Raw genomic sequence first — 24,502 nt, 5'->3', positions numbered from 1 at the left:
CGTCCGGGCCCGCACCGGTCCGGACGGTCCGGACGGTCCGTGCGCCCGTCTCAGCCCTCCTGCGGCGGTACGGGCTGCTCCCGCAGGATCGACCGCAGCCGCGTGGTACGAGCCCTCGCCGGGATCTGCGCGATCACCTTCGGCAGTGCCTGCTCCACGCCGTGCACCACCGACAGGTGCCGGGCGGCGCTTCCGAACGCCGTGTAGACCCAACTCCGGTCCAGCGCCTGGACGGCGTCACCCGGCAGTACGGCCACCACGGCGGGCCAGCGCATCCCCGCCGCCTGGTGGGCGGTGAGTGCCCAGGCGTGCCGCACCGTGGCGAGATGCTCGCGGGCCACCGTGACCGGTCCGGCCGCGCTCTCCAGGCGCAACCCGCCCTCGTCGGCGCCGACGACCCTGGCGGGCACCACTGTGCCCGGGGCCGGGACGTGCACCACCCGGTCGCCCGGGTCGAAGCCGTCGAACCGGCCGGGGCCGGGATTGAGCCGCTCCTTCAATGCCGCATTGAGCACCCGGGTGCCCGCCGCGCCGCCATGGCCGGGGGTGATCACCTGGGTGTGCTCGGACGGCACCCCGATGGCGCGGGGGACGGAGTCCGCCACCAACTGGACGGTCCGGTGCACCGCCTCTCCGGCGTCGCGGACCGGGACGATCACGATCTCCTTCTCGGGCGCCTCCACCGCCGTGAGCTCGCCGATCCCGATCCCCGAGACCAGCTCCCCCAGCGGCCCCGGGTCCGGGGTGCGGGAGGCCACCTGAGGGCACACCTTCGCGGCGAGCAGGTCGGCGAAGACCCGGCCGGGCCCCACGGACCACAGCACACCTGGATCGCCGCTGAGCACCAGCCGTGCCCCGTCCGGCACCGACTCCACCAGGGTGGCCGCGGCCTCCACATCGAGCCTCGGCGCGTCGCACACCACGAGCAGATCGACGTCGAGGCTGCCGTCCTCGGCCCGCTCCGGACCCTCCCCCGAGCCCGAGAGCAGCCCCGGGAGGGTCACCAGCGCCTCCGGGAAGTCCGCAGAGTCCCCGGAGTCCCCGGAGTCCGCAGAGTTCCCGGAGTTCCCGGAGTTCCCGGAGCCCAGGAGCCCGCCCAGCCGCGCCCGGCTGTCCTCGGTGGCCGTCACCGCCCACGCGCGCAGTCCCAGCCCCCGGGCGGCGGACACCAGCGCCGCGGGCTCCGCCCGCGCCGCCTCCCCGCCGGTGTGCACGACGACCCCGCTCTCGGCCACCGCCCGGATCAGATCGGCGGCCGAGGGGGAAGGGGCCTCCCGAGCCGCGCCCACCCAGTCGGCCTTCGGCGCGGCCGGGTCCAGCGTGGACAGCAGCCGGACCAGGCCGTCGGCAAGGCTCTCCTCGGCCAGCGCGTAGCGGTCGAGCCCGAGCAGCACACGCATCGGCGGCTCCTCGTCCTCGGACGCCTTGCTCGCCGCCGGGCCGTCGAGGTCCTCCTCCTGGAAGACCAGGACGCTTCCGTCGGAGACGGACTCGCGCAGCGCCTCCTCCGGGTCCGGCACGAAGTGCTGCCCGAGCGCCGCGCGCACCTTCGACGCCTCCACGGCGGTGTGCCCCTCCAGAGCGGCCCGCTCCAGCAGCCGCACCACCAGCGCCCGCGCCCGCCGGGGATCGCCGGGACCGGCCTGCGGACCCAGCAGCGCCCGGGCGAATCCGTCGGCGTGCTCGACGCGCACGCCGGGCAGCGACAGCACCAGCCAGGGATCCTCACGCAGCAGGCGCGCGGCGCCCTCGCCGAGCGCGTCCACGGCGGGACGCGCCAGTGCCTCGGGCGCGCCGCCCTCGGTCAGTACGGCACGCGCGGCGGCCGACGCCTCGTCCCGCGGTGCCCGGGAAACCGCCGCGGCAGGGCGTGCCTCGTCCGGAGGGCTCTCCTGAGCCCCGCCCGCCTCGGTGCCGGGACCGCCCCGCGACCGCCCTTCGCCGATCGCGCGCACGGCTTCGGCCGGCCGCTCGGTGGTGCTCGGCGACGCGCCGTCCGGTGAGTCCTGCTGCGGGCCGGGGCCCGCGGGTTCGGTGCTCAGAGCGTGCTCCAGTCCTGATCGGGATAGCGGTGCAGCGGCGCCGATACGTCGTCCAGCGCCGAGCGGATCTCTTCGGGCAGAGTAAGGGCCTCCACCGACAGAGCCTCCTCGAGCTGGAGCGCGTTGCGGGCGCCGACGATGGGCGCCACCACGCCCGGGCGGTCCCGCACCCAGGCCAGCGCCACGTGCAGCGCCGAGACCGCCAGCCCGTCGGCCGCCGTCGCCACCGCGTCCACGATCCTTCGCGACCCCTCGTCCAGATAGGGCTCGACGAAGGCGGACAGCAGCTCGGAGGCGCCGCGTGAGTCCGGCGGGGTGGCGTAACGGTACTTCGCCGTCAGCACTCCCCGGCCGAGCGGCGAGGAGGGGAGCACACCCACCCCCAGGTCGAGCGCCGCGGGCAGCACCTCGCGCTCTATCCCGCGCTGCAGGAGCGAGTACTCCATCTGGGTACTGGCCACGGTGGTGCGCGAGGCTCCGGCCAGTTGCCAGGTGGCGGCCTTGGCGAGCTGCCAGCCGCTGAAGTTGGACACGCCGACGTAGCGCACCCGGCCCGAGGCGACCGCGATGTCCAGTGCCTGGAGGGTCTCCTCGGTGGGCGTCGACGGGTCGAACGCGTGCACCTGCCACAGGTCCACGTAGTCCGTGCCCAGCCGCTCCAGCGAGGCGTCCAGCGCGCTCAGCAGATGGCCGCGCGAGGCGTCGAAGCGCCGGTAGGGGTCCGGGACGCTGCCCGCCTTGGTCGCGATCACCAGCTCCTCGCGCGCGACCATGCCGTCCAGCAGCCGCGAGAGCAGATACTCGGCCCCGCCGTCGCTGTAGACGTCCGCGGTGTCCACGAGGTTGCCGCCCGCATCCAGGTACACCTTCAACATGTCGGCGGCGTCGTGCTCGCCGGTGTCCCGTCCCCAGGTCAGTGTGCCGAGACCCAGTCGCGACACGCGCAGCCCGGTGCGGCCGAGGTGCCTTCGCTCCATGTTCGCGAAGAGTACTGGCCCGGACAGGTCCGCGTGACGGAGGAGACGTTTCCCTGGCCGGGCATGCCGCGCTAGGGTCCGAGACAACAACGACGTTACTGACGGGTAAGGGGAACCATATGCGGCTCGGTATCAATCTCGGCTACTGGGGCGCCGGTGTGGACGCGGACAACCTCGCCGTCGCGCGCGAGGCGGACCGGCTCGGCTACTCGGTGTGCTGGGCCGCCGAGGCCTACGGCTCCGACGCCGCCACGGTCCTGTCCTGGGTCGCCGCGCAGACCGAGCGCATCGACATCGGCTCGGCCATCTTCCAGATCCCGGCCCGCACTCCCACGATGACCGCGATGACCGCGGCCACGTTGGACACCCTCTCCGGCGGCCGGTTCCGCCTGGGCCTGGGCGTCTCCGGCCCCCAGGTCTCCGAGGGCTGGTACGGCGTCAAGTTCGACAAGCCGCTCGCCCGCACGCGCGAGTACGTCGAGATCATCCGCAAGGCGATGTCCCGCGAGCGCCTCGTCCACGAGGGCGCGAACTGGACGCTGCCCCTGCCCGGTGGCCCCGGCAAGCCGCTCAAGCTCACCGTGCACCCGGCCCGCGAGTACATCCCGCTGTACATCGCCGCCATAGGCCCCAAGAACCTCGAGCTCACCGGTGAGATCGCCGACGGCTGGCTCGGCGTGTTCTTCGCGCCCGAGCACGCCGAGGTCTCCCTCGAGCCGCTGAAGGCCGGGCGCGCCAAGGCCGGCAAGACCCTCGAGGGCTTCGATCTGGTCCCGACCGTGCCGATCGCCGTCGACGACGATCCCAAGGCCGCCGCCGACCACTTCCGCCCCTACACCGCCCTGTACGTCGGCGGTATGGGCAGCCGTGAGCAGAACTTCTACAACCGGCTCGCCTCCCGCATGGGCTACGAGAAGGAGGCCGGGCAGATCCAGGACCTCTACCTGGCCAGGGACTACGCGGGTGCCGCCGCCGCCGTCCCGCACGAGCTCATCGACAGCACCGCCCTCGTCGGGCCGATGGAGCGCATCGCCGACCGGATGCAGGCGTACGCCGACGCCGGGGTCACCACGCTCACCCTCGCCCCCGGCGGAATCACCCTGGAGGACCGCATCGCGGCGCTGCGTACGGGCGCGAAGGCCCTGGAGCGGGCCGGACTGGCCGAGTAGCCGCCGCGGGCGCCGAGAGGGCGGCCGGGCCCCGCGGGGGCGTGCCCCGGGCCACCGGGCACCGGCCGCCCGTGCCCCGAAGGCCGGTGCACCGGCCGCCCTCGCGCCGAGGCCCGGGCACCGGCTACCGGGGCACCAGCCGCCCGAGCAGCCGGCCGAACTCAGTCAGCCGCGCCATCTGCCCGGCGCCCCCGTCGTCCAGCGACTTGCTGAACCGGAACGCCTCGGGCCGGAAGCGTGCGGTGGCCGTCGGCTGCTCGCCCTCCGCCTGCGAGGCGGTCATCTCGTGCGGCGTGGAGGTCGCCACCACCAGATAGACCCCGCGGTCGACGCGCCGCCCGTCCGTGTCCCGGCCTACGAGCGTGCGCATCCCCACGTGCACGATCGCGTCCAGCGGCAGCACCTGCACGGAGGAGTCCAGGACCGTGCCGCCGGGGGCATCGGCGTCGGCCACCTCCTCGCTGTGCCACAGGACCAGCCGGCGTCCGTCGCAGACCGCCGCCTCCTGCCAGACCGAGGCGCCCGCCTCCGTCAGGTCCACCACGCGCTCCAGCGTGAAGCCGCGGACCCTGCGACGCCCCAGCACTCCCCGGACCGCCTCCACGGCGACGTCCGCGTGCAGGAAGTAGGCGTGCGCGGCGTCCTCGAACCGCTCGTACGACGACCAGTCGGAGCCCGCGGGGCCCAGCGGCCGCGCCGTCGGACGGCCCTTCGTCGCCCTGCTGAACATGTCCACCCGTTTCGCGTCCCCGTCCCCGGCGTCCTGCGTACTTCTCCGACTTCTCCGCACCTTACCCAGCGTTTCGGACAGCCGGGTCGAGCGGTTGGCGCGGCAGGGGGCCGATGGGACGTCAGAGCCCCCACGGTGGGCGATCGGCGCGGGGCCCGGCGGGGGAGTGCGCCCCGCGGAATGGCTTCCACGGCCGTGGTGGGGGCTCGGGGGTCTTCCCCGCCACGGCCGTCACCGAGCACAACGCGCCGCCGCCCCCCCGGTTACGGCCCACGGTTGGGCGAACGGGCGGGCGCACCTGTTGCCGCGGACGGCCGGGGGTATTTGACTTCTTCCATGACGTTCGGACCGTAAAGACCGTTCGGCACCCGCGAGAGGTGATCGCGATGCTTTCCGCCCGCAGTCTCTTCGAGGAGATCCTCCACAACGACGACTCGTACCACCTGTTCTGCAGCATCGCCGCGAAGGGCGAGTACCAGGGCGGATGGGAGAACGGCCGGATCGCAAGGCTCATCGAGGACCAGGAGCTCGCGCCGAAGGTCGCCCGCCACGGAGCCGACGAGGAAAAGCACGGCCGCATCTTCAAGGCCCTGCTGCACAAGCGCGGACTCGAACAGCGCGACGTCCCCGACGACACCGACTACACGATGCTGCTCGAACGCGAGGGCATCGGCCTCACCCATGACAAGCTCCGCCGCGACGAACCGCTGTCCGAGCGGGACGTGATCGTCTACCTCGCGCACAGCCGGGTCACCGAGCAGCGCGCGTCGGAGCAGATGCGGATGCTCCGCAAGTACTTCGGTGACGACCCGGAAGTGGGCCGGGCGGTGCGGATGATCTCCGACGACGAGGACAACCATCTCGCCTTCTGCCACGAGGAGTTGCTGCGTCTGGCGCGCAGGGGCCATGGGCAGACCATCCGGTCCGTGCTGAGGGACAGCGCCCTCACCGAGATCCGGGTCTACCGGGACGTCAGCCTCGCCGTGATGCGGCACATGGGCGAGGTCCTCGGGTGGCCCGGCCCGAAGAACGCGGTACTGGCCCTCGGCATCCACGGCCTCTACCTGTTCGAGCGGCTCGGGGGGTGGCGGCGCATGGTCTCCCTGAGGATGCCCGAACGGCGCAACGCGCTCGGCGGGCCGCCGAGGCCGGCGAGCGCCGAGGTCGTGTGACGCGGTCCTGACCGGCGGACGCGCCCGGTCGGCGGGCGGGCTCCGGCCGTTCGACGGGCGCGCCCCGGCCGGCGGAACGCGCCGGCGGACGCGGCCCCGGACGCCTACAGCCAGCCGCGCCGCTTGAAGAAGCGGTACAGCGCGGAACAGAACACCGCCATCACGGTCAGGGCCGCGGGGTAGCCCCAGACCCGGCGCAGCTCCGGCATGTGGTCGAAGTTCATGCCGTAGATGCCCGCGATGAGCGTCGGCACGGCCGCCATCGCCGCCCACGCGGAGATCTTGCGCATGTCGTCGTTCTGCTGCACACCCATCTGCGCCAGGTTGGCCCCGAGGATGTCGGAGAGCAGGCGGTCGAGCCCGTCCACGTAGTCGTTGGCCCGTACGAGGTGGTCGGCGACGTCCCGGAAGAACGGCCGGGTCTGCGGCACCACGAACGGCACCCCGCCGCTCGCCAGGCGCTGCACGGGATCCACCAGCGGCGCCGTCGCCCGCCGGAACTCGAGCACCTGCCGCTTGAACGAGTAGATGCGCTCAGCGATCCCACCCGAGTCGCCCGCGGCCCTCGGGGCGAAGACGTCCGCCTCCAGCTCCTCGAGGTCGACCTGGAGCTCGTTCGCCACATAGGTGTACTTGTCGACCACGGCGTCGCTTATCGCGTACATCACCGCGACGGGACCGTTCTTGAGCAGGTCGGGGTTCTGTTCCAGGCGTTTGCGGACCTCCGCGAGCGGGTTCGCCTCACCGTGGCGGACCGTCACGGCGAAGCTGTGGCCCACGAAGATCATCACCTCGCCCGTGGAGACCGTCGTGCTCGGCTCGTCGTACAGCACGGGCTTGAGGACGAGGAACAGCGAGTCGTCGTAGACCTCCAGCTTGGGGCGCTGGTGGGCTTTCAGCGCGTCCTCGACGGCGAGCGGGTGCAGGCCGAACTGCCCGGCCACCCGGTCGAACTCCTGCTCCGTCGGCTCGTGCAGCCCGATCCACAGGAACTCGTCCTTGGTCTCGCGAGCCCGCTCCAGGGCATCCGGCAGCTCGGCGGACCCCTCGACACGGTGCCCGTCGCGGTAGATGGCGCAGTCCACGATCACTCACAGCATCCTGCCCCGCATGGCGCCGACCTAACGCCACGATGTCCGCCCGCTCGACCGGCCCCGCTCCATCCTGCCTACAGTGGGTCCCATGCCCACCGTGCTCCTCGTACGCCATGGCCGCTCGACCGCCAACGCCTCCGGAGTCCTCGCCGGGTGGACCCCCGGCGTCGCCCTCGACGACAGGGGCCGCGAGCAGGCCGCAGCGCTCGCCGCCCGGGTCGCCGCACTGCCCCTGTCCGCGGTCGTCTCCAGCCCGCTGCAGCGCTGCCGGGAGACCGTCCGCCCGCTGCTCGACGTCCGCCCCGAGATCGAGCTGCACTCCGACGAGCGGGTCGGGGAGTGCCGGTACGGAGACTGGGCCGGCCGCAAGCTCAGTGAACTCGCCGACGAGCCGCTGTGGCGCACGGTCCAGCAGTACCCCTCCGAGGCCGTCTTCCCCGGGCCGGACGGCGAGTCGCTGCGTGCCATGCAGCAACGGGCCGTCGCGGCCGTGCGGGAGTGGAACGCCCGGATCGAGCGGGAGCACGGCGCCGACGCCCTGTTCGTCGTGTGCTCGCACGGCGACATCATCAAGTCGGTCGTGGCCGACGCCCTCGGCCTGCATCTGGACCTCTTCCAACGCATCGCCGTCGACCCGTGCTCGGTCACCGCGATCCGCTACACCTCGGCGCGGCCGTTCCTGCTGAGGCTGGGGGACACCGGCGATCTGGCCGGTCTCGTACCGAAGGTGCCGGGGGCGGAGAGCGGACCGGAGGACGGTGACGCGGCCGTGGGCGGCGGCGCCGGAGCTCCCTGACCGTACGCCGGGACGCCCGCTTTCGCAGGAGCCACCGGCCCTCAGTAGGGTTGGATCTACCGTGGCCGGATCCGGGGGTCGCCCCCGCGGGACCCGAGCCGCACCGGCCGCCAACCCAGCGCCGGACCCCCAAGTGCCGGACCCCAAGTGCCCCGCCGTCGAGTATTCGGAGCAGGACGTGCCCCGTCAGGTGTTCCTCTACGACCCGCCGGACCGGTTCGTCGCCGGTACCGTCGGGCAGCCCGGCGAGCGCGCCTTCTACCTCCAGGCCACGGCAGCGGGCAGAACCACCACCGTCGCCCTGGAGAAGGCCCAGGTGGCGGCGCTGGCCGAACGCGTCGACGAACTCCTGGACGAGGTGGTGCGCCGTACCGGCGGCAGCGCCCCGGTGCCCGCCGTCGCCCCCGCGGAGTTGGCCGACACCGCCCCGCTGGACATCCCCGTCGAGGAGGAGTTCCGCGTCGGCACCATGGCCCTGGCCTGGGACGGCGAGAGCGAGCGGGTGGTCGTCGAGGCGCAGGCGCTGGTCGAGGTCGAGGTCAACGAGGAGGAGGACCTGGAGGCGGCCGAGGAGCGGCTGCTCCAGGACGACGAGAACGGGCCTCCGCTGCTGAGGGTCAGGCTCACCGGTGCCATGGCCCGGGGGTTCGCCAAGCGCGCCCTCGACGTGGTGGCCGCCGGCCGCCCGCCGTGCCCGTTCTGCAGCCTGCCGCTCGATCCGGAAGGACATGTATGCCCGCGTCAGAACGGGTACCTGAGAGGGGCGTCCTCCTGAACGAGCAGGTGGAGGCCACCGAGCTGCTGGCGCTCGGGGAACTGACCGTGCGCGGGCGGATCGGCGACGCCTCCAACGCCGTCCTCCAGTGCTCCGTCGAGTACTCCGGCAAGCGTGCCATGTGTGTCTACAAGCCGGTCGCGGGGGAGCGGCCCCTGTGGGACTTCCCCGACGGCACGCTCGCCCAGCGCGAGGTCGCCGCCTACCTGGTCTCGGAGGCCACGGGCTGGGGACTCGTCCCGCCGACCGTCCTGCGCGACGGCCCGTACGGGGAGGGCATGGTCCAGCTCTGGATCGAGCCGGACCCGCGGGCGCAGCTGCTGGCGCTCCAGGAGGGCGAGGAGGCCGAGCCCGGCTGGCGGGCCGTCGGCCCCGCCGAGATCGGAGGCGGCCGTACCGCCCTGCTGGTGCACGCCGACGACATCGGGCTGCGCCGCCTCGCCGTGCTCGACGCGGTGATCAACAACGCCGACCGCAAGGGCGGGCACCTGCTGCCCGTCGAGGGCGGGCATCTCTACGCCATCGACCACGGCGTCACCTTCAACGCCGAGGACAAGCTTCGCACCCTGCTGTGGGGCTGGGCGGGCGAGCCGCTGCCCGAGGAGGTGTCGGCGGTGCTGGAGAAGCTGCGGGGCCAGCTCGGCGCCGGGCTCGGCGAACGCCTGGGCGAGCTGATCACCGAGGCCGAGCTCGAGGCCCTCAGAGCGCGTGTCAACGCCCTGCTCTCCTCCGGCCGCCACCCCGAGCCGAGCCGCAACTGGCCCGCCGTTCCCTGGCCGCCCATCTGAACCGCCGCCATCGCGCGTTCTCGACCGAGTGTGACCGGACGGGTTCGACTGCATGTTCCGGGTGGTGGCGCAAGACCGCCAATTTGGCCATCTGACCTGCTCCGGTTCGTATGATGAACGCCGTTGAGGCTACTCTCAAGGCATGTATGCCTGGCCCGCCTCTGAGGTACCCGCCCTGCCCGGCAAGGGTCTCCCGCTGCGACTTCACGACACCGCGACCGGCGCTGCCGTGGGGCTGCGGCCCGGACCGGTCGCCCGCCTCTACGTCTGCGGCATCACCCCCTACGACGCGACGCACATGGGGCACGCCGCCACCTACACGGCCTTCGATCTCGTCCAGCGGGTCTGGCGCGACGCCGGGCACGACGTCGAGTACGTCCAGAACGTCACCGACGTCGACGACCCCCTGCTGAAGCGGGCGGAGGAGACCGGCGAGGACTGGGTGGCGCTCGCCGAGCGCGAGACCGCGCTCTTCCGCGAGGACATGACCGCGCTGCGGCTGCTGCCGCCCGACCACTACATCGGCGCGGTCGAGGCGATCCCCGGCATCGTTCCGCTCGTCGAGCGGCTGCTGGAGGCCGGTGCCGCCTACGAACTCGACGGCGACGTCTACTTCTCCGTCGAGTGCGACCCGCACTTCGGCGAGGTGTCCCGGCTCGACGCGGAGGCGATGCGGCTGCTGTACGCCGAGCGGGGCGGCGACCCCGACCGGCCCGGCAAGAAGAACCCCCTCGATCCGATGCTGTGGATGGCCGCGCGACCGGGCGAGCCCAGCTGGGACGGCGGCAAGCTCGGCCCCGGGCGGCCCGGCTGGCACATCGAGTGCGTGGCCATCGCCCTGGACCACCTCGGCATGGGCTTCGACGTCCAGGGCGGCGGCTCCGACCTGGCGTTCCCGCACCACGAGATGGGCGCCTCGCACGCCCAGGTGCTCACCGGGCAGCACCCCTACGCCCAGGCGTACGTGCACGCCGGGATGGTGGCGCTCGACGGCGCGAAGATGTCCAAGTCCAAGGGCAACCTGGTCTTCGTCTCCGCGCTGCGCAACGACGGTGTCGACCCGGCGGCGATCCGGCTGGCGCTGCTCTCGCGGCATTACCGCGCCGACTGGGAGTGGACCGACGAGGTGCTGAACGAGGCCGTGGAGCGACTCACCGCCTGGCGCGCCGCGGTGTCCCGGCCGGACGGCCCGGCGGCGGAGGAGGTGCTGCGGGAGGTGCGCGAGGCACTGGCGAACGACCTCGACGCCCCGGCCGCCCTCGCGGCCGTCGACACGTGGGCCGCCCGCCAGCAGGAGTCGGGCGGCTCGGACATCTCCGCGCCCGGCCTGGTCTCGCGGACCGTCGACGCCCTGCTGGGTGTGGCGCTGTGACGTCCGGCTGACGCGTCGGCCGATCCGACGCCCGCGGCCCCCCGGCGCGGTGCCGGGGGCCGCTGGCGTTCAAGCCGCGCGCGGCGAGCACGGTCGCCTGCTCGTCCACCTACTCGTCGTCCGCGTCGCGGCCGGAATCGTTCCCGGCGTCGGCGCTCTCGGACTCGGCGTCCGTGGAATCCGGGGCCGTGGACTCCGATGTTGTGGACTCCGGCGTTGTGGAATCCGCGGCCGTGGAGTGGGCGCCTCGGGACCGGGCACCCCGGGAGTCCGCGTCGGCGGACCCGGCGCCCGGAGTATCGGTCCCCTTGGCCTCGCGCCCGCCGGAGTCCGAGTCGGTGCCGGAGCCCGAGCCGGAGTCCGAGTCGGTGCCGCCGCCCGAGTCAGTGCCGGAGCCGGAGTCCGAGTCGGAGCTCGAGTCAGTGCCGGAGCCGGAGTCCGAGTCCGAGTCGGAGCCCGAGTCAGTGCCGGAGCCGGAGTCCGAGTCCGAGTCAGAGCCCGAGTCAGTGCCGGAGCCGGAGTCCGAGTCCGAGTCAGAGCCCGAGTCAGTGCCGCCGCCCGTGCCGGTCTCCGAGCCCGCGTCGGCGTCGGCTCCCGTCTCACCCTCCCGTGCGGGAGGGCCGCCGAGCTGCCCCTGTGTCCCGCGCCGGAAGTAACCGGGATCGCCCTGCTCCCCGCCCTCCCGGGCATGAGGGCCATGGCCGTCCCGGCGCCGCAGGTACTTCTCGAACTCGCGGGCGATCGCCTCGCCGGAGGCCTCCGGCAGCTCCGCGGTGTCCCTGGCGTCCTCCAGGGACTGCACATACTCGGCGACCTCGCTGTCCTCGGCCGCGAGCTGGTCCACGCCCAGCTGCCACGCCCGGGCGTCCTCGGGCAGGTCGCCCAGCGGCATGCGCAGATCGAGCAGGTCCTCGAGCCGGTTGAGCAGGGCCAGCGTCGCCTTGGGGTTCGGCGGCTGCGAGACGTAGTGGGGGACCGCCGCCCACAGGCTGACCGCGGGCACCCCGGCGTGTGTGCACGCCTCCTGGAGGATGCCCACGATGCCGGTGGGGCCCTCGTAGCGGCTCTCCTCCAGATTGAGCGTACGGGCCAGCTCCGGGTCCGAGGTGGTGCCGCTCACGGGCACCGGCCGGGTGTGCGGCGTGTCGCCGAGGAGCGCTCCCAGGACGACCACCATCTCGACGCCCAACTCATGGGCGAAGCCGAGGATCTCGTTGCAGAACGAGCGCCAGCGCATACTCGGCTCGATCCCCCGCACCAGGACCAGGTCGCGGGGCTTCGGCTCGGTGACCCGCACCACCGAAAGGCGCGTGGTGGGCCAGGTGATCCGGCGTACCCCGCCGTCCAGCCACACATTGGGCCGGTTGACCTGGAAGTCGTAGTAGTCCTCGGCGTCGAGCGCCGCGAAGACCTCGCCCTTCCACTCCCGGTCCAGGTGCTCCACCGCGGTGGAGGCGGCATCCCCGGCATCGTTCCAGCCCTCGAACGCGGCCACCATGACCGGGTCGATCAGCTCGGGCACGCCCTCGAGCTCGATCACCCACCGCCTCCTTCGTTGCTGCCGTTCCGGGCGCGGACGGACCCGCACTCGGCCGTACCCGCAAAGCCTACGGCGTACGGGACCCGCTGCCGCAGTCCTCGGGCCGCCAGGATCCGCAGGGTCAGCGAGCGGGTGCTCTCCGTGACGCCCGGCCCGGCCCCAGCCGCTCCGACACGCATCCCAGTCCCCTTCCGTCGCGGGGAAATCCAGTCCCCTTCGTTCGCGGGGAAGCCCACGGACAGGGCGCCCCCGAAATGCTCGTGGTCGGCGTCATCCCTACCCCGTCCGGGCCGGGTGGCGCGCACCCCGGCCCCAACTGCCGCGACCCTAACCGATCGGGCCGGAAAATGATCAGGGCCGGTGCCCCGCAGCCTCGCTGCGGGGCACCGGCCCTGACGTCCTCTCAGCCCTTCAGTACCTCCTCGACGCGCGAGCGCACCTGCTCGGTGTCGAGTCCGCGCACCGTGAGCGTGGTGCGGCGGCGCAGCACGTCGTCCACCGTGGCCGCCCACTCGTGGTCACGCGCGTACACCACCTGCGCCCAGATCTCCGGACCGTCCTGGTGGATCCGCTCGCCGAGCGAGGGGTCCTCGTTGGCCAGGCGGGCGATCTCGAAGGACAGCGCGCCGTAGTGCGTGGCCAGGTGACGGGCGGTCAGCGGGTCGAGGCGGGCGCCGGGCTCGCGGTCGACGAGCAGCCGGTGGGCGACGGCGTTCGGGTTGGCGACACCGGGCAGGGGCACTCGGCGCGGCAGCCGCGACTGCGGCTCCATGTCGTCGGCGAGCGGGCCGCCCGGCAGCTTGGCCAGCTTGTCCATGACGGTGCGGCCGATGTGCCGGTAGGTGGTCCACTTGCCGCCCGCGACCGACAGCATTCCGGCGCTGCCCTCGGTGACGACGGTCTCGCGCTTGGCCGAGGCCGTGCCGCCGGGACCGCCGGGCAGCACCCGCAGCCCCGCGAACGCGTAGGTGATCAGGTCGCGCGACAGGTGCGCGTCCTGCACCGAGAACGCCGCCTCGTCCAGGATCTGGGCGATGTCCGCCTCGGTGACCCGCACGTCCGCCGGATCCCCCTCGTACTGCTCGTCGGTGGTGCCCAGCAGGAGCTGGTCCTCCCACGGCAGGGCGAAGGTGATGCGGTACTTGTCGATCGGGGTGGCCAGCGCCGCCTTCCACGGCGCCTTGCGCTTGAGCACGATGTGCGCGCCCTTGGACAGGCGGATGCTGGGAGCGGCCGCGCTGTCCTCCATGCGCCGCAGGTGGTCCACCCACGGGCCCGTGGCGTTGAGCACCAGGCGGGCGTCGACTCCGAACTCGGCGCCGTCGAGGCGGTCGCGCAGCTCCGCGCCGGTCACCCGGCCGCGGGTGAACCGCAGCCCGGTGACCTCGGCGTGGTTGAGCACGACGGCCCCGGCGTCCACGGCCGCGCGCACGGTCATCACGGCCATCCGGCTGTCGTTCATCTGGTGGTCGCCGTAGACCGCGACCGCCTTGAGGTCCTGCGTGCGCAGGGCGGGCACGTCCCGCACGGCCTTGGCCGGGCTGATGACCCGGCCCACGCCGTCGCCGAACGCGGAGAGCGCGGAGTAGGCGAACACGCCCGCTCCCAGCTTCGCCGCACCGTGCGGCCCGCCCTTGTAGACCGGCAGATAGAAGGTGAGGGGGTTCACCAGGTGAGGGGCGACGTCCTTGGCGAGGACACGCCTCTCGTGGTGGTTCTCCGCCACCAGCTTGACCGCGCCGGTCTGCAGGTAGCGCAGACCGCCGTGGACGAGCTTGGAGGAGGCGGAGGAGGTGGCGCCGGCGAAGTCGCCGGCGTCCACCATCGCCACCCGAAGGCCGGACTGCGCGGCGTGCCAGGCCACCGACGTGCCGAGGATGCCGCCGCCGACGACCAGCAGGTCGTAGGTGGCGTTCTCCAGCAGCGCACGGGTCTCGGCGCGGCCCGCGTTGCGCGTGCCTGCCTGGTGGGTGCCGAGGCTCGGCACGCTCTGCAGGGTGTTCATCTCTAGTTCTCCTCGTCCAACCAGCCCATGGTCCGCTCGACGGCCTTGAGCCAGTTCTTGTACTCGCGGTCGCGCGCGGCCGCGTCCATATCGGGGGTCCATTCGGCGGCCCGGCGCCAGTTGGCGCGCAGCGCCTCGGTGTCCGGCCAGAAGCCGACGGCCAGGCCCGCCGCGTAGGCGGCGCCCAGGCAGGTGGTCTCGGCGACCATCGGCCGCACCACCGGGGCGTCGACGAAGTCCGCCACCGTCTGCATCAGCAGGTTGTTGGAGGTCATGCCGCCGTCGACCTTCACCGCCGCCAGTTCCACACCGGAGTCCTTCTGCATGGCGTCCACGACCTCGCGGGTCTGCCAGGCGGTGGCCTCGAGCACGGCGCGGGCCAGGTGCCCCTTGGTGACGTAGCGGGTCAGGCCCGCGATGACGCCGCGGGCGTCGGAGCGCCAGTAGGGGGCGAACAGGCCGGAGAACGCCGGCACGAAGTACGCGCCTCCGTTGTCCTCGACGGAGCTGGCCAGTGTCTCGATCTCGGCGGCGCTCTTGATCAGGCCCATCTGGTCGCGCATCCACTGCACGAGCGAGCCGGTGACGGCGATCGAGCCCTCGAGGGCGTAGACGGGGGCCTGGTCGCCGATCCGGTAGCCGACCGTGGTGATCAGGCCGCTGTAGGAGTTGACGATCTGTCCGCCGGTGTTGAGGAGGATGAACGTACCGGTGCCGTAGGTGGACTTGGCCTCGCCCTCGGAGAAACAGGTTTGGCCGAAAAGGGCCGCCTGCTGGTCGCCGAGCGCGGAGGCGACCGGTACTCCGGCGGCCAGGGTGCAGGCGGCGGTCCCGTAGACCTCGGCCGAGGACCGGATCTGCGGCAGCAGCTGCTTGGGGATGTCCAGGGACGCGAGGATCTTGTCGTCCCAGTCCAGGGTGTGCAGGTTCATCAGCAGCGTGCGGGAGGCGTTGGTGACGTCGGTGACGTGCACACCCCCGTCGGGACCGCCGGTGAGGTTCCAGATGACCCAGGAGTCCATGGTGCCGAAGAGGATCTCGCCGCGCTCGGCGCGCTCACGCAGGCCCTCGACGTTGTCCAGCAGCCAGCGGATCTTCGGTCCGGCGAAGTAGCTCGCCAGCGGAAGGCCGGTCTCGCGGCGGAAGCGGTCCTGGCCGACGTTGCGCCCGAACTCCCGGCACAGGGCGTCGGTGCGGGTGTCCTGCCAGACGATGGCGTTGTGCACGGGCTCACCGGTGGCCTTGTCCCACAGGACGGTGGTCTCGCGCTGGTTGGTGATGCCGATGGCCTTGATGTCGTCGGCGGTTATGTTCGCCTTGCTGATCGCACCGTCCACGACGGACTGGACACGGGTCCAGATCTCGCTCGCGTCGTGCTCGACCCAGCCCGGCTTGGGGAAGATCTGCGCGTGCTCCTGCTGGTCGACGGAGACGATGCGGCCGTCGCGGTCGAAGACGATGCAGCGGCTGGAGGTGGTGCCCTGGTCGATCGCGGCGATGAAGGGGCCGCTGCTGTGGGCGTCGGTGGTGTTCGCGTCGGTGGTGTTGACGTCGGTCACGTGGAAGCTCCTGAGGTCCTGTGCTGGTGGTCGGCGGGAGGTGCGGGCGTTCTAGAAGGCCCAGTTGTAGATGCCTCCCGCGAGGGCGCCGCCGATGAGCGGGCCCACCACGGGGATCCAGGCGTAACCCCAGTCCGAGCGGCCCTTGTTGGGCAGCGGCAGCAGGGCGTGGACGATTCGGGGCCCGAGGTCGCGGGCGGGGTTGATCGCGTAGCCGGTCGGACCGCCGAGGGACAGACCGATGCCGACGACGAGCAGGGAGGTGATCAGGATGCCGGTGCCCGACAGGGCCAGGCCCTTGGTGAGGCCCTCGGCGAGGATGACCAGGACGAGAACGGTGGTGCCGATGATCTCGGTGATGAGGTTCTGCGCGGCGTTCCGGATCTCGGGACCGGTGGAGAAGACACCCAGCACGGGGCCGCCGGGCAGCTCGGCGGGCTCGTCCTTGGTCGTGGGACCGGCGGGGTCGGCTCCGTGGCCGGCGAGCACCTCGGGGTCGGTCAGGTGCGCCTGGAACTGGCCGAGGTACGTCAGCCACACCAGGGCCGCGCCGAGCATCGCGCCGACGAGCTGGCCGGCGAGGTAGACCGGAACCTTGTCCCAGTCACCGGACTGGACGGCGATGCCGACGGTGACCGCGGGGTTGAGGTGGGCGCCCGACAGGTGGGCCGCAGTGTAGGCGCCCGCCAGGACCGCGAAGCCCCAGCCGAAGGTGATCGCCAGCCAGCCCGCGCCTTGGGCCTTCGACTTCTTGAGAACGACGGCGGCGACCACGCCGCCGCCGAGCAGGATGAGGATGGCTGTGCCGATCACTTCACCTATGAAAATCTTGTCGCTGGACACCGCGCGACTCCTTCATGTGCTCTGTCCAGGAGGAACGCGGTGCCGGGCCCGGGCGCCACGTTCCCTGCCCAGGCGGGGAGGATTGGGCAGCGGCAAACATTGTAGGACTTTGTCGTTAGCCGTTCGACAATGCCGACCGCCGGGCGACAGTTTTCTGCCGTTGGCTCGTTAACGTCAAGGGTCCGTCGTGTAACGACTTGGGACAGCGGTCAGAACGGGCTGGAGCCCAGGTCCCGGGAGATGGAACGGGCGGCGTCGCGCACGCTCGCCACCAGGCGGGAGCGCACCTCGCCCTCCTCGCAGACCCGCTCGACCGCGCCGGTCAGGCCCACCGCCCCCACCGGCATCCGGCGCCGGTCGTGGATGGGCGCGGCCACCGACGCCAGCCCCTCCCACGTCTCCTCCATGTCGCTCGCCCAGCCGCGCGAGCGGGTGTCCTCGAGGACCTTCTCGAAGGCGTCCGCCTCCACGACCGTGCGGTGGGTGAAGGCGGTGCGCTCGACGTCCATCGCCTCGTTGTGCGCCACCGGGTCGAAGGCGGACAGCACCTTGCCCAGGGCCGTGCTGTGCAAGGGATGCATGGCCCCCACCTCCAGCACCTGGCGGCTGTCGTCGGGCCGGAAGACGTGGTGCACGATCAGCACGCCCTTGTGGTGCAGGACGCCGATGTAGACGCTCTCCCCGCTGGCCCGGGCCAGGTCGTCCGCCCACACCAGGGCGCGGGCCCTCAGCTCGTGCACATCCAGATAGCTGTTGCCCAGGCGCAGCAGCTCCGCGCCCAGCTGGTACTTGCCGGACACGGTGTCCTGCTCGACGAAGCCCTCCTGCTGGAGCGTGCGCAGGATCCCGTGCGCGGTGCCCTTGGCCAGACCCAGCGAGGCGGCCACCTCGGACAGTCCCAGCCGCCGCTCGCCACCGGCGAGCAGGCGCAGCACCGCTGCCGCCCGCGTCAGGGACTGGATGGGTCCGGGCATGGGGCTACCTCCGTTGAAGTTGGTCGGCAATGCTGAACAGCATTGGGCGATGCCGACCCTGTTGTCGTACGGAAGAGTGTGTCAAGAACCCGCCCTCCGACGCACCTCCCCTGCACCCCGCTCGTACGGAGGTGTCCGCCACGCGGAACGCTCCCCGGCCGCTCGAGCCTGTCCGGCTACGCTGGCCAGGTGCGAGCACGGCCCCCCGGCCGAGCTCGCAAAGCCGACAGCCGTCGCATCCCAGGGAGCACATCCATGGCCTCGCCGTCCCAGCAGTCCGCACAGAAGCTACGAGCCGACGCACTCCGCGAGGCCCTGGCCACCCGGGTGGTGGTGGCCGACGGCGCCATGGGCACGATGCTCCAGGCGCAGGATCCCACCCTCGAGGACTTCGAGGGCCACGAGGGCTGCAACGAGATCCTCAATGTCTCGCGTCCGGACATCGTCCGGTCCGTCCACGAGGCGTACTTCGCGGTGGGCGTGGACTGTGTGGAGACCAATACCTTCGGCGCCAACTTCGCCGCCCTCGGTGAGTACGACATCGCCGACCGGGTCTTCGAGCTCTCCCGCTCCGGAGCGCGGATCGCCCGCGAGGTCGCCGACGGGTTCTCGGCGGACGGCCGGCAGCGGTGGGTGCTGGGGTCGGTGGGCCCGGGGACCAAGCTGCCGACGCTTGGCCATGCCCCGTTCACGGTCCTGCGCGACGCCTACCAGCAGAACGTCGCCGGTCTGATCGAGGGAGGAGCGGACGCGATCCTGGTGGAGACCACCCAGGACCTGCTCCAGACCAAGGCGTCCGTCATCGGTGCCAAGCGGGCCCTCACCGAGCTCGACGCCGACCTGCCGGTGCTGGTGCAGGTGACGGTGGAGACGACGGGGACGATGCTGCTGGGTTCGGAGATCGGTGCGGCGTTGACGGCGTTGGAGCCGTTGGGCGTCGACATGATCGGCCTGAACTGTGCGACGGGTCCGGCGGAGATGAGTGAGCACCTTCGGTATCTGTCGCGGCATGCGCGCACGAGGGTCTCGGCGATGCCGAACGCGGGTCTGCCGGTGCTGGGCAAGGACGGTGCGCACTATCCGCTGTCCCCGCGGGAGCTGGCGGACGCGCACGAGACCTTTGTGCGCGAGTACGGGCTCTCGCTGGTCGGCGGGTGCTGCGGCACCACCCCGGAGCACCTGCGCCAGGTGGTGGAGCGGGTGCGGGAGATGAGCCCGGGCGAGCGGCGTCCGCGACCCGAGCCGGGTGCGGCCTCGCTCTACCAGACCGTCCCCTTCCGTCAGGACACCTCGTACCTGGCGATCGGCGAGCGCACCAACGCCAACGGGTCGAAGAAGTTCCGTACGGCCATGCTGGAGGGCCGGTGGGACGACTGTGTGGAGATGGCGCGCGAGCAGATCCGTGAGGGTGCGCACCTGCTGGACCTGTGTGTGGACTACGTCGGCCGCGACGGTGTGGCGGACATGAACGAGATCGCCGGCCGGTTCGCCACCGCCTCGACGCTGCCGGTGGTGCTGGACTCCACCGAGCCCGCCGTGATCCAGGCCGGTCTGGAGAAGCTGGGCGGCCGGGCGGTGATCAACTCGGTGAACTACGAGGACGGTGACGGCCCCGAGTCGCGGTTCGCGCGGATCACCCGGTTGGCGGTGGAGCACGGTGCGGCGCTGATCGCGCTGACCATCGACGAGGACGGTCAGGCGCGCACCCCGGAGCACAAGGTGGCGGTGGCCGAGCGGCTGATCGCGGATCTGACCGGGAACTGGGGGGTGCTCGAGTGCGACATCATCGTGGACTGCCTGACCTTCACCATCGCCACCGGGCAGGAGGAGTCCCGCAAGGACGGCGTGGCCACCATCGAGGCCATCCGGGAGCTCAAGCGCCGCCACCCCGAGGTGCAGACCACCCTGGGGCTGTCGAACATCTCCTTCGGCCTCAACCCGCCGGCGCGGATGGTGCTCAACTCGGTGTTCCTCAATGAGTGTGTGGAGGCCGGGCTGGACTCGGCGATCGTGCACGCCAGCAAGATCCTGCCGATCGCCCGGATCCCGCAGGAGCAGCGGGAGGTGGCGCTGGATCTGGTCTACGACCGGCGGGGTGAGGGCTATGACCCGTTGCAGCGGTTCCTGGAGCTGTTCGAGGGGGTGGACACCACCTCGGTCAAGGCCGGGCGGGCGCAGGAGCTGGCGGCGCTGCCGTTGGAGGAGCGGCTCAAGCGGCGGATCATCGACGGTGAGCGCAACGGTCTGGAAGGCGATCTGGACGAGGCGCTGGGGGAACGCCCGGCGCTGGAGATCATCAACGATGTGCTGCTGGAGGGGATGAAGGTCGTCGGTGAGCTGTTCGGCTCCGGCCAGATGCAGCTGCCCTTCGTCCTGCAGTCCGCCGAGGTCATGAAGACCGCCGTCGCCCACCTCGAACCCCACATGGAGAAGAGCGACAGCGAGGGCAAGGGCACCATCGTGCTCGCCACCGTGCGCGGGGACGTCCACGACATCGGCAAGAACCTGGTGGACATCATCTTGTCCAACAACGGCTACAACGTGGTGAATCTGGGGATCAAGCAGCCGGTCTCGGCGATCCTGGACGCCGCCGCGGAGCACCGCGCCGATGTGATCGGGATGTCCGGGCTGCTGGTGAAGTCCACGGTGATCATGAAGGAGAACCTGGAGGAGCTCAACCAGCGCGGCATGGCCGCCGACTTCCCCGTCATCCTCGGCGGCGCCGCCCTCACCCGCGCCTACGTCGAACAGGACCTCCACGAGATCTACCAGGGAGAGGTCCGCTACGCCCGCGACGCCTTCGAGGGCCTGCGGCTGATGGACGCCCTCATCGCGGTGAAGCGCGGAGTGCCCGGAGCCACCCTCCCGGAACTCAAGCAGCGCCGCGTCCCGGCCCGCGAGGGCGTGGTCGCCGAGCCGCAGCCCGAGGAGGGCCCGGCCCGCTCGGAGACCGCGACGGACAACCCCGTGCCGACCCCGCCCTTCTGGGGCACCCGCGTGATCAAGGGCATCCCGCTCAAGGACTACGCCTCCTGGCTGGACGAGGGCGCCCTGTTCAAGGGCCAGTGGGGTCTGAAGACCGCCCGGACCGGCGACGGGCCCTCGTACGAGGAACTGGTCGAGACCGAGGGCCGCCCCCGCCTGCGCGGCTGGCTGGACAAGCTGCACACCGAGAACCTGCTGGAGGCGGCCGTCGTCCACGGCTACTTCCCCTGCGTCTCCAAGGGCGACGACCTGATCATCCTGGGCGAGGACGGCTCGGAGCGCACCCGATTCACCTTCCCGCGCCAGCGGCGGGGCCGCCGTCTGTGCCTGGCCGACTTCTTCCGCCCGCAGGAGTCGGGGGAGACCGACGTCGTCGGGCTGCAGGTGGTCACCGTCGGTTCGAGGATCGGCGAGGCGACCGCGGAGCTGTTCGCCGCCGACGCCTACCGGGACTACCTCGAGCTGCACGGCCTGTCCGTCCAGCTGGCCGAGGCGCTCGCCGAGTACTGGCACGCCCGGGTGCGCGCCGAGCTCGGCTTCGCGGGTGAGGACCCGGCCGAGATCGAGGACATGTTCGCGCTGAAGTACCGCGGTGCCCGGTTCTCCCTCGGCTACGGGGCCTGCCCGGACCTCGAGGACCGGGGCAAGATCGCCGCCCTGCTGGAGCCCGAGCGCATCGGGGTCAAGCTGTCGGAGGAGTTCCAGCTCCACCCCGAGCAGTCCACCGACGCCATCGTGATCCACCATCCGGAGGCCAAGTACTTCAACGCGCGGTAAGCCGCCGTTCAAGGCCGTATCCGCAGGCAGTCGTAGACTGGATGGTCCGGCACAGGCCGGTCGCCCGCCCTTCCCGAGGTGTGCCCGGGAGGGGAGACGGCGACCGGCCTTGCCCGTCCCCGGGGCGTACGCCCGGGGTGGAACGAGGGAAAGAGGGCCACGTGACCAGCAGCGTCCGCACCACTGGCATCAGTACCGCCCACGGCGACGGCTCCGGCCTCCAGGCCGTCCTGCTCGACATGGACGGCACCCTTGTGGACACCGAGGGCTTCTGGTGGGACGCCGAGGTGGAGATCTTCGCCGAGCTGGGCCATGAGCTCCTTCCGGAGTACCGCGAGCACGTGGTCGGCGGACCCATGACCCGGGTGGGCGCCTACCTGATCAGGGAGACGGGCGCCAGGATCACCTATCCGGAGCTGTCCGTCCTGCTGAACGAGCGCTTCGTGGAGCTGATCGGCCGGGACCTTCCGCTGATGCCGGGCGCCGGGCGGCTGCTGGCCGAGCTGGCCGCGCACGAGGTGCCCACCGCCCTCGTCTCCGCCTCGCACCGGCGCATCATCGACATCGTGCTGCGCACGATCGGCCCCGAGCACTTCGCCTTCTCCGTAGCGGGCGACGAGGTCGCGAACACCAAGCCGCACCCGGACCCGTACCTCCTGGCCGCCTCCCGCCTCGGCGCCCATCCCTCCCGCTGCGTCGTGGTGGAGGACACCCCGACCGGTGTCGCCTCCGCCGAGGCCGCCGGCTGCCGGGTGCTCGCGGTGCCCTCGGTGGCGCTGATCGAGCCCGCGTCCGGCCGCACGGTGGTGCCTTCCCTGGAAGAGGTCGATCTTGCTTTTCTGCGTGATCTGGTCACCGTGGTGCGCTGACCGGAACACCCAGCGAAATCATGATTTCCATGGTCATGACTCCAGGTCGCCGACCGCTCATTCGGTGTGACTTCGGTCTTGGCCGATTCCGGTTCCTCGTCAACCGAGTTCATGCCGTGATTTATCTCACAGTCAATCCCATCGACAGTGTTGCCGACGCCTGTTCTCAGGGGTGTTGAGGCGCCTTTGAGGCAGGGGCATGTGTCCGCTTTGGTGACAGTAGGCGGCCTTGGTTCCACTGTTCGGAAATCGGTGAGTGAGCTGCTGTTATCGGCGCGTGATTTCGCTGGGACATGTCCGTGTTCTGAGACAACCGCGCCTTCGCACTAGGGTCCTGCCTGATCAATGCCGAATCTTCGGTCGGCGTTTGAGCAAGGGGATTCTTTGATGTCACGTACCAAGCGCGTCGTGGCTGCCTCCACTGTCGGCCTGATGGCTCTGACTGTGGCTGCGTGCGGCGGCGACAAGAACGACTCGTCCGGCTCTTCCGGTGGGGGGGCCGTCATCATGGGCACCACTGAGCCGGTGCAGTCGCTCGACCCGGCAAAGACGTACGACCTGGGCTCCTGGACGGTTATCTACAACACGTTCCAGACGCTCCTCACCTATGAGGCCGGCGCCAAGGAGTACAGCCCGGACGCGGCCGAGAAGTGCAGCTTCGGCGACCCCAAGACCTTCACCTGCACGCTGAAGAGCGGGCAGAAGTTCTCCGACGGCAGCGACCTCACCGCTGAGGACGTCGCGTTCTCCATCAAGCGCGTCGTCAAGATCGCCGACCCGACGGGCGCCTCCACGCTCTTCGGCTCCATGCAGTCGGTCGAGGCCAAGGACGCCAAGACGGTGGTCTTCCACCTCAAGCGCCCCGACGCCACCTTCCCGCAGGTGCTGACCACCGGTGCCGCCGCGATCGTCCCGAGCGACAAGCCGGACGTCTACCCGGCGGACAAGGTCTCGGCGGTCAGCAAGAGCATCGGCTCCGGCGTCTACACGCTGGACAAGTACAAGCCGAAGCAGCTGGCGTCGTTCATCGCCAACAAGGAGTACAAGGGCAACCGCAAGCCCAAGGCCAAGCAGTTCGTCCTCCAGTTCTTCAGCCAGGAGTCGACGCTGAAGCAGGCCGTGGAGAACGGCAAGGTCGACGTCGCCTACGGCAAGCTCTCCCCGACCACGCTCGACGCGATCGGCAAGGAGAAGTCCAAGGGCGTCTCCGTCGTCCAGGGCGCGGGCGCGGACATCCGCTACCTGACGTTCAACGTCAAGAGCAAGCCGGTGGACAACAAGGCCGTGCGCCAGGCGTTCGCCCAGGTGCTCGACCGCGACGCCATCGCCAAGAACGTCTACAACGGCAACGTCACGCCGCTGTACTCGATGGTCCCGCAGGGTGTCGCCGGCGCGACCCAGGCGTTCAAGGACAAGTACGGTGCCCCGTCCAAGGACAAGGCCGCCGGCATCCTGAAGAAGGCCAAGGTCAAGACCCCGGTCAGCATCGACCTGTGGTCGAGCCCGGAGAAGTACGGCGCCGTCACCACCGACGAGTTCACCGAGATCAAGCGCCAGCTCGAGGCGACCGGCCTGTTCAAGGTCAAGCTCGACACCAGCGCCTGGGAGCAGTTCCAGAAGGCCGCCTTCGACGAGGACCAGTACCCGGTCTTCGGCCTCGGCTGGTACCCGGACTTCCCGGACTCGGACAACTACTCCAGCCCGTTCCTGCGTGATGGTGGCTACTTCACCAACAACTACAAGAACGCGGCCGTCAACAAGCAGCTCGACAAGGAGCTCGCCAGCTCGGACGCCAAGGTCCGCGAGGCCGCCTTCGCGGAGATCCAGAAGATCACCGCCGAGGACGTTCCGCTGCTGCCGGTCTGGCAGGGCAAGCAGAACGGCGTCGTGCGCGACGGTGTGACCGGTGTCCAGGACACCTTCGACCCGTCGTACATCTTCCGCTTCTGGCTCGTGGGCAAGGGCAAGAAGTAGTTACCTGGCACCTGTCAGTCATTGACGGACGCCGCGGGGGCGCGGACGGGGGTTCCACCCG

At 71.2% G+C, this 24,502-nt stretch carries 17 protein-coding genes and 1 pseudogene; 9 read left to right on the top strand and 9 right to left on the bottom strand.

Annotation, left to right across the window (positions count from 1 at the left end; all coding sequences use genetic code 11):
* Positions 1–50 precede the first annotated feature (50 nt).
* Together IEY86_RS05365 and IEY86_RS05360 are read right to left on the bottom strand one after the other, a co-directional pair.
* Positions 51–2,054: a helix-hairpin-helix domain-containing protein gene (locus tag IEY86_RS05365; RefSeq protein ID WP_444545847.1), complete on the bottom strand. Its 2,004-nt coding sequence runs from the start codon at positions 2,052–2,054 to the stop codon at positions 51–53.
* Positions 2,039–3,019 carry an aldo/keto reductase gene (locus IEY86_RS05360; protein WP_189130328.1) on the bottom strand — a complete coding sequence of 327 codons (981 nt, stop codon included), beginning with the start codon at positions 3,017–3,019 and terminating at the stop codon, positions 2,039–2,041. Before IEY86_RS05360 ends, IEY86_RS05365 begins: the two co-directional genes overlap by 16 nt.
* 119 nt (positions 3,020–3,138) lie before the next feature.
* On the opposite strand from IEY86_RS05360, the gene IEY86_RS05355 reads away from it, so the two are divergent.
* Positions 3,139–4,188 (top strand): LLM class F420-dependent oxidoreductase, encoded by a 1,050-nt coding sequence (locus IEY86_RS05355; RefSeq protein WP_189130327.1) that lies wholly within the window; start codon positions 3,139–3,141, stop codon positions 4,186–4,188.
* Positions 4,189–4,312: 124 nt separating this feature from the next.
* Here the strand turns inward: IEY86_RS05355 and IEY86_RS05350 are convergent, their stop codons facing one another.
* Positions 4,313–4,918, bottom strand: coding sequence for a hypothetical protein (locus tag IEY86_RS05350; RefSeq protein WP_189130366.1), 606 nt, complete (start codon positions 4,916–4,918; stop codon positions 4,313–4,315).
* Between the two features lie 386 nt (positions 4,919–5,304).
* Here IEY86_RS05350 and IEY86_RS05345 point away from each other — a divergent pair, with 386 nt between their 5' ends.
* Positions 5,305–6,090 carry a ferritin-like domain-containing protein gene (locus tag IEY86_RS05345; RefSeq protein ID WP_189130326.1) on the top strand — a complete coding sequence of 262 codons (786 nt, stop codon included), beginning with the start codon at positions 5,305–5,307 and terminating at the stop codon, positions 6,088–6,090.
* 104 nt (positions 6,091–6,194) lie between these two features.
* Here IEY86_RS05345 and corA read toward each other — a convergent pair whose 3' ends face one another.
* Complete coding sequence (gene corA / locus IEY86_RS05340; RefSeq protein ID WP_189130325.1) at positions 6,195–7,181, bottom strand: magnesium/cobalt transporter CorA; 987 nt, start codon at positions 7,179–7,181, stop codon at positions 6,195–6,197.
* Positions 7,182–7,272: 91 nt separating this feature from the next.
* Here corA and IEY86_RS05335 point away from each other — a divergent pair, with 91 nt between their 5' ends.
* The 4 genes from IEY86_RS05335 to mshC all read left to right on the top strand — a co-directional run bounded on the left by IEY86_RS05335 (position 7,273) and on the right by mshC (position 10,915).
* A complete protein-coding gene (locus tag IEY86_RS05335) occupies positions 7,273–7,980 on the top strand; it encodes a histidine phosphatase family protein (RefSeq protein WP_189130324.1) in 708 nt (235 codons plus the stop codon).
* A 178-nt stretch (positions 7,981–8,158) separates the two neighbouring features.
* Positions 8,159–8,755, top strand: coding sequence for a DUF3090 domain-containing protein (locus IEY86_RS05330; RefSeq protein ID WP_189130323.1), 597 nt, complete (start codon positions 8,159–8,161; stop codon positions 8,753–8,755).
* Positions 8,713–9,543: an SCO1664 family protein gene (locus IEY86_RS05325; protein ID WP_189130322.1), complete on the top strand. Its 831-nt coding sequence runs from the start codon at positions 8,713–8,715 to the stop codon at positions 9,541–9,543. Before IEY86_RS05330 ends, IEY86_RS05325 begins: the two co-directional genes overlap by 43 nt.
* Positions 9,544–9,685: 142 nt before the next feature.
* A complete protein-coding gene (mshC, locus tag IEY86_RS05320; RefSeq protein ID WP_189130321.1) occupies positions 9,686–10,915 on the top strand; it encodes a cysteine--1-D-myo-inosityl 2-amino-2-deoxy-alpha-D-glucopyranoside ligase in 1,230 nt (409 codons plus the stop codon).
* A 639-nt stretch (positions 10,916–11,554) separates the two neighbouring features.
* Here the strand turns inward: mshC and IEY86_RS05315 are convergent.
* From IEY86_RS05315 to IEY86_RS05295, 5 genes and pseudogenes are all read right to left on the bottom strand, one after another.
* Positions 11,555–12,455: pseudogene (locus tag IEY86_RS05315) on the bottom strand (PAC2 family protein); the annotation flags it as partial.
* A 403-nt stretch (positions 12,456–12,858) separates the two neighbouring features.
* Entirely contained in the window at positions 12,859–14,460 is a 1,602-nt protein-coding gene (locus IEY86_RS05310; RefSeq protein WP_189130320.1) for a glycerol-3-phosphate dehydrogenase/oxidase, read from the bottom strand.
* 2 nt (positions 14,461–14,462) lie between these two features.
* Positions 14,463–16,019: a glycerol kinase GlpK gene (gene glpK, locus IEY86_RS05305; RefSeq protein WP_189130319.1), complete on the bottom strand. Its 1,557-nt coding sequence runs from the start codon at positions 16,017–16,019 to the stop codon at positions 14,463–14,465.
* A gap of 51 nt (positions 16,020–16,070) precedes the next feature.
* The gene (locus tag IEY86_RS05300; RefSeq protein ID WP_189130318.1) at positions 16,071–16,862 is read right to left on the bottom strand and encodes an MIP/aquaporin family protein; all 792 of its coding nucleotides are present in this window, start codon (positions 16,860–16,862) and stop codon (positions 16,071–16,073) included.
* Between the two features lie 209 nt (positions 16,863–17,071).
* Positions 17,072–17,836, bottom strand: coding sequence for an IclR family transcriptional regulator (locus tag IEY86_RS05295; protein WP_189130317.1), 765 nt, complete (start codon positions 17,834–17,836; stop codon positions 17,072–17,074).
* A 255-nt stretch (positions 17,837–18,091) separates the two neighbouring features.
* Between IEY86_RS05295 and metH the strand changes: the two genes are divergently transcribed.
* From metH to IEY86_RS05280, 3 genes are all read left to right on the top strand, one after another.
* Positions 18,092–21,598, top strand: a complete 3,507-nt coding sequence (gene metH / locus IEY86_RS05290) for a methionine synthase (RefSeq protein WP_189130316.1) — start codon at positions 18,092–18,094, stop codon at positions 21,596–21,598.
* A gap of 161 nt (positions 21,599–21,759) precedes the next feature.
* A complete protein-coding gene (locus tag IEY86_RS05285) occupies positions 21,760–22,467 on the top strand; it encodes an HAD family hydrolase (RefSeq protein ID WP_189130315.1) in 708 nt (235 codons plus the stop codon).
* Between the two features lie 432 nt (positions 22,468–22,899).
* A complete protein-coding gene (locus IEY86_RS05280) occupies positions 22,900–24,441 on the top strand; it encodes an ABC transporter substrate-binding protein (RefSeq protein ID WP_229698163.1) in 1,542 nt (513 codons plus the stop codon).
* Positions 24,442–24,502 lie beyond the last annotated feature (61 nt).

It is taken from the genome of Wenjunlia tyrosinilytica, assembly GCF_014646055.1.
Lineage (GTDB): Bacteria > Actinomycetota > Actinomycetes > Streptomycetales > Streptomycetaceae > Wenjunlia > Wenjunlia tyrosinilytica.
Note: the sequence above shows the minus strand (reverse complement) of the source record. Positions and strands in the feature narration are given on the sequence as shown.

Coding starts and splice junctions, on each gene's coding strand:
- IEY86_RS05345 (WP_189130326.1), top strand. CDS start 5,305: ATGCTTTCCGCCCGCAGTCTCTTCGAGGAGATCCTCCACAACGACGAC.
- metH (WP_189130316.1), top strand. CDS start 18,092: ATGGCCTCGCCGTCCCAGCAGTCCGCACAGAAGCTACGAGCCGACGCA.
- IEY86_RS05280 (WP_229698163.1), top strand. CDS start 22,900: ATGGCTCTGACTGTGGCTGCGTGCGGCGGCGACAAGAACGACTCGTCC.
- IEY86_RS05310 (WP_189130320.1), bottom strand. CDS start 14,460: ATGAACACCCTGCAGAGCGTGCCGAGCCTCGGCACCCACCAGGCAGGC.
- IEY86_RS05350 (WP_189130366.1), bottom strand. CDS start 4,918: ATGTTCAGCAGGGCGACGAAGGGCCGTCCGACGGCGCGGCCGCTGGGC.
- IEY86_RS05325 (WP_189130322.1), top strand. CDS start 8,713: ATGCCCGCGTCAGAACGGGTACCTGAGAGGGGCGTCCTCCTGAACGAG.
- IEY86_RS05295 (WP_189130317.1), bottom strand. CDS start 17,836: ATGCCCGGACCCATCCAGTCCCTGACGCGGGCGGCAGCGGTGCTGCGC.
- mshC (WP_189130321.1), top strand. CDS start 9,686: ATGTATGCCTGGCCCGCCTCTGAGGTACCCGCCCTGCCCGGCAAGGGT.
- IEY86_RS05355 (WP_189130327.1), top strand. CDS start 3,139: ATGCGGCTCGGTATCAATCTCGGCTACTGGGGCGCCGGTGTGGACGCG.
- IEY86_RS05360 (WP_189130328.1), bottom strand. CDS start 3,019: ATGGAGCGAAGGCACCTCGGCCGCACCGGGCTGCGCGTGTCGCGACTG.
- IEY86_RS05335 (WP_189130324.1), top strand. CDS start 7,273: ATGCCCACCGTGCTCCTCGTACGCCATGGCCGCTCGACCGCCAACGCC.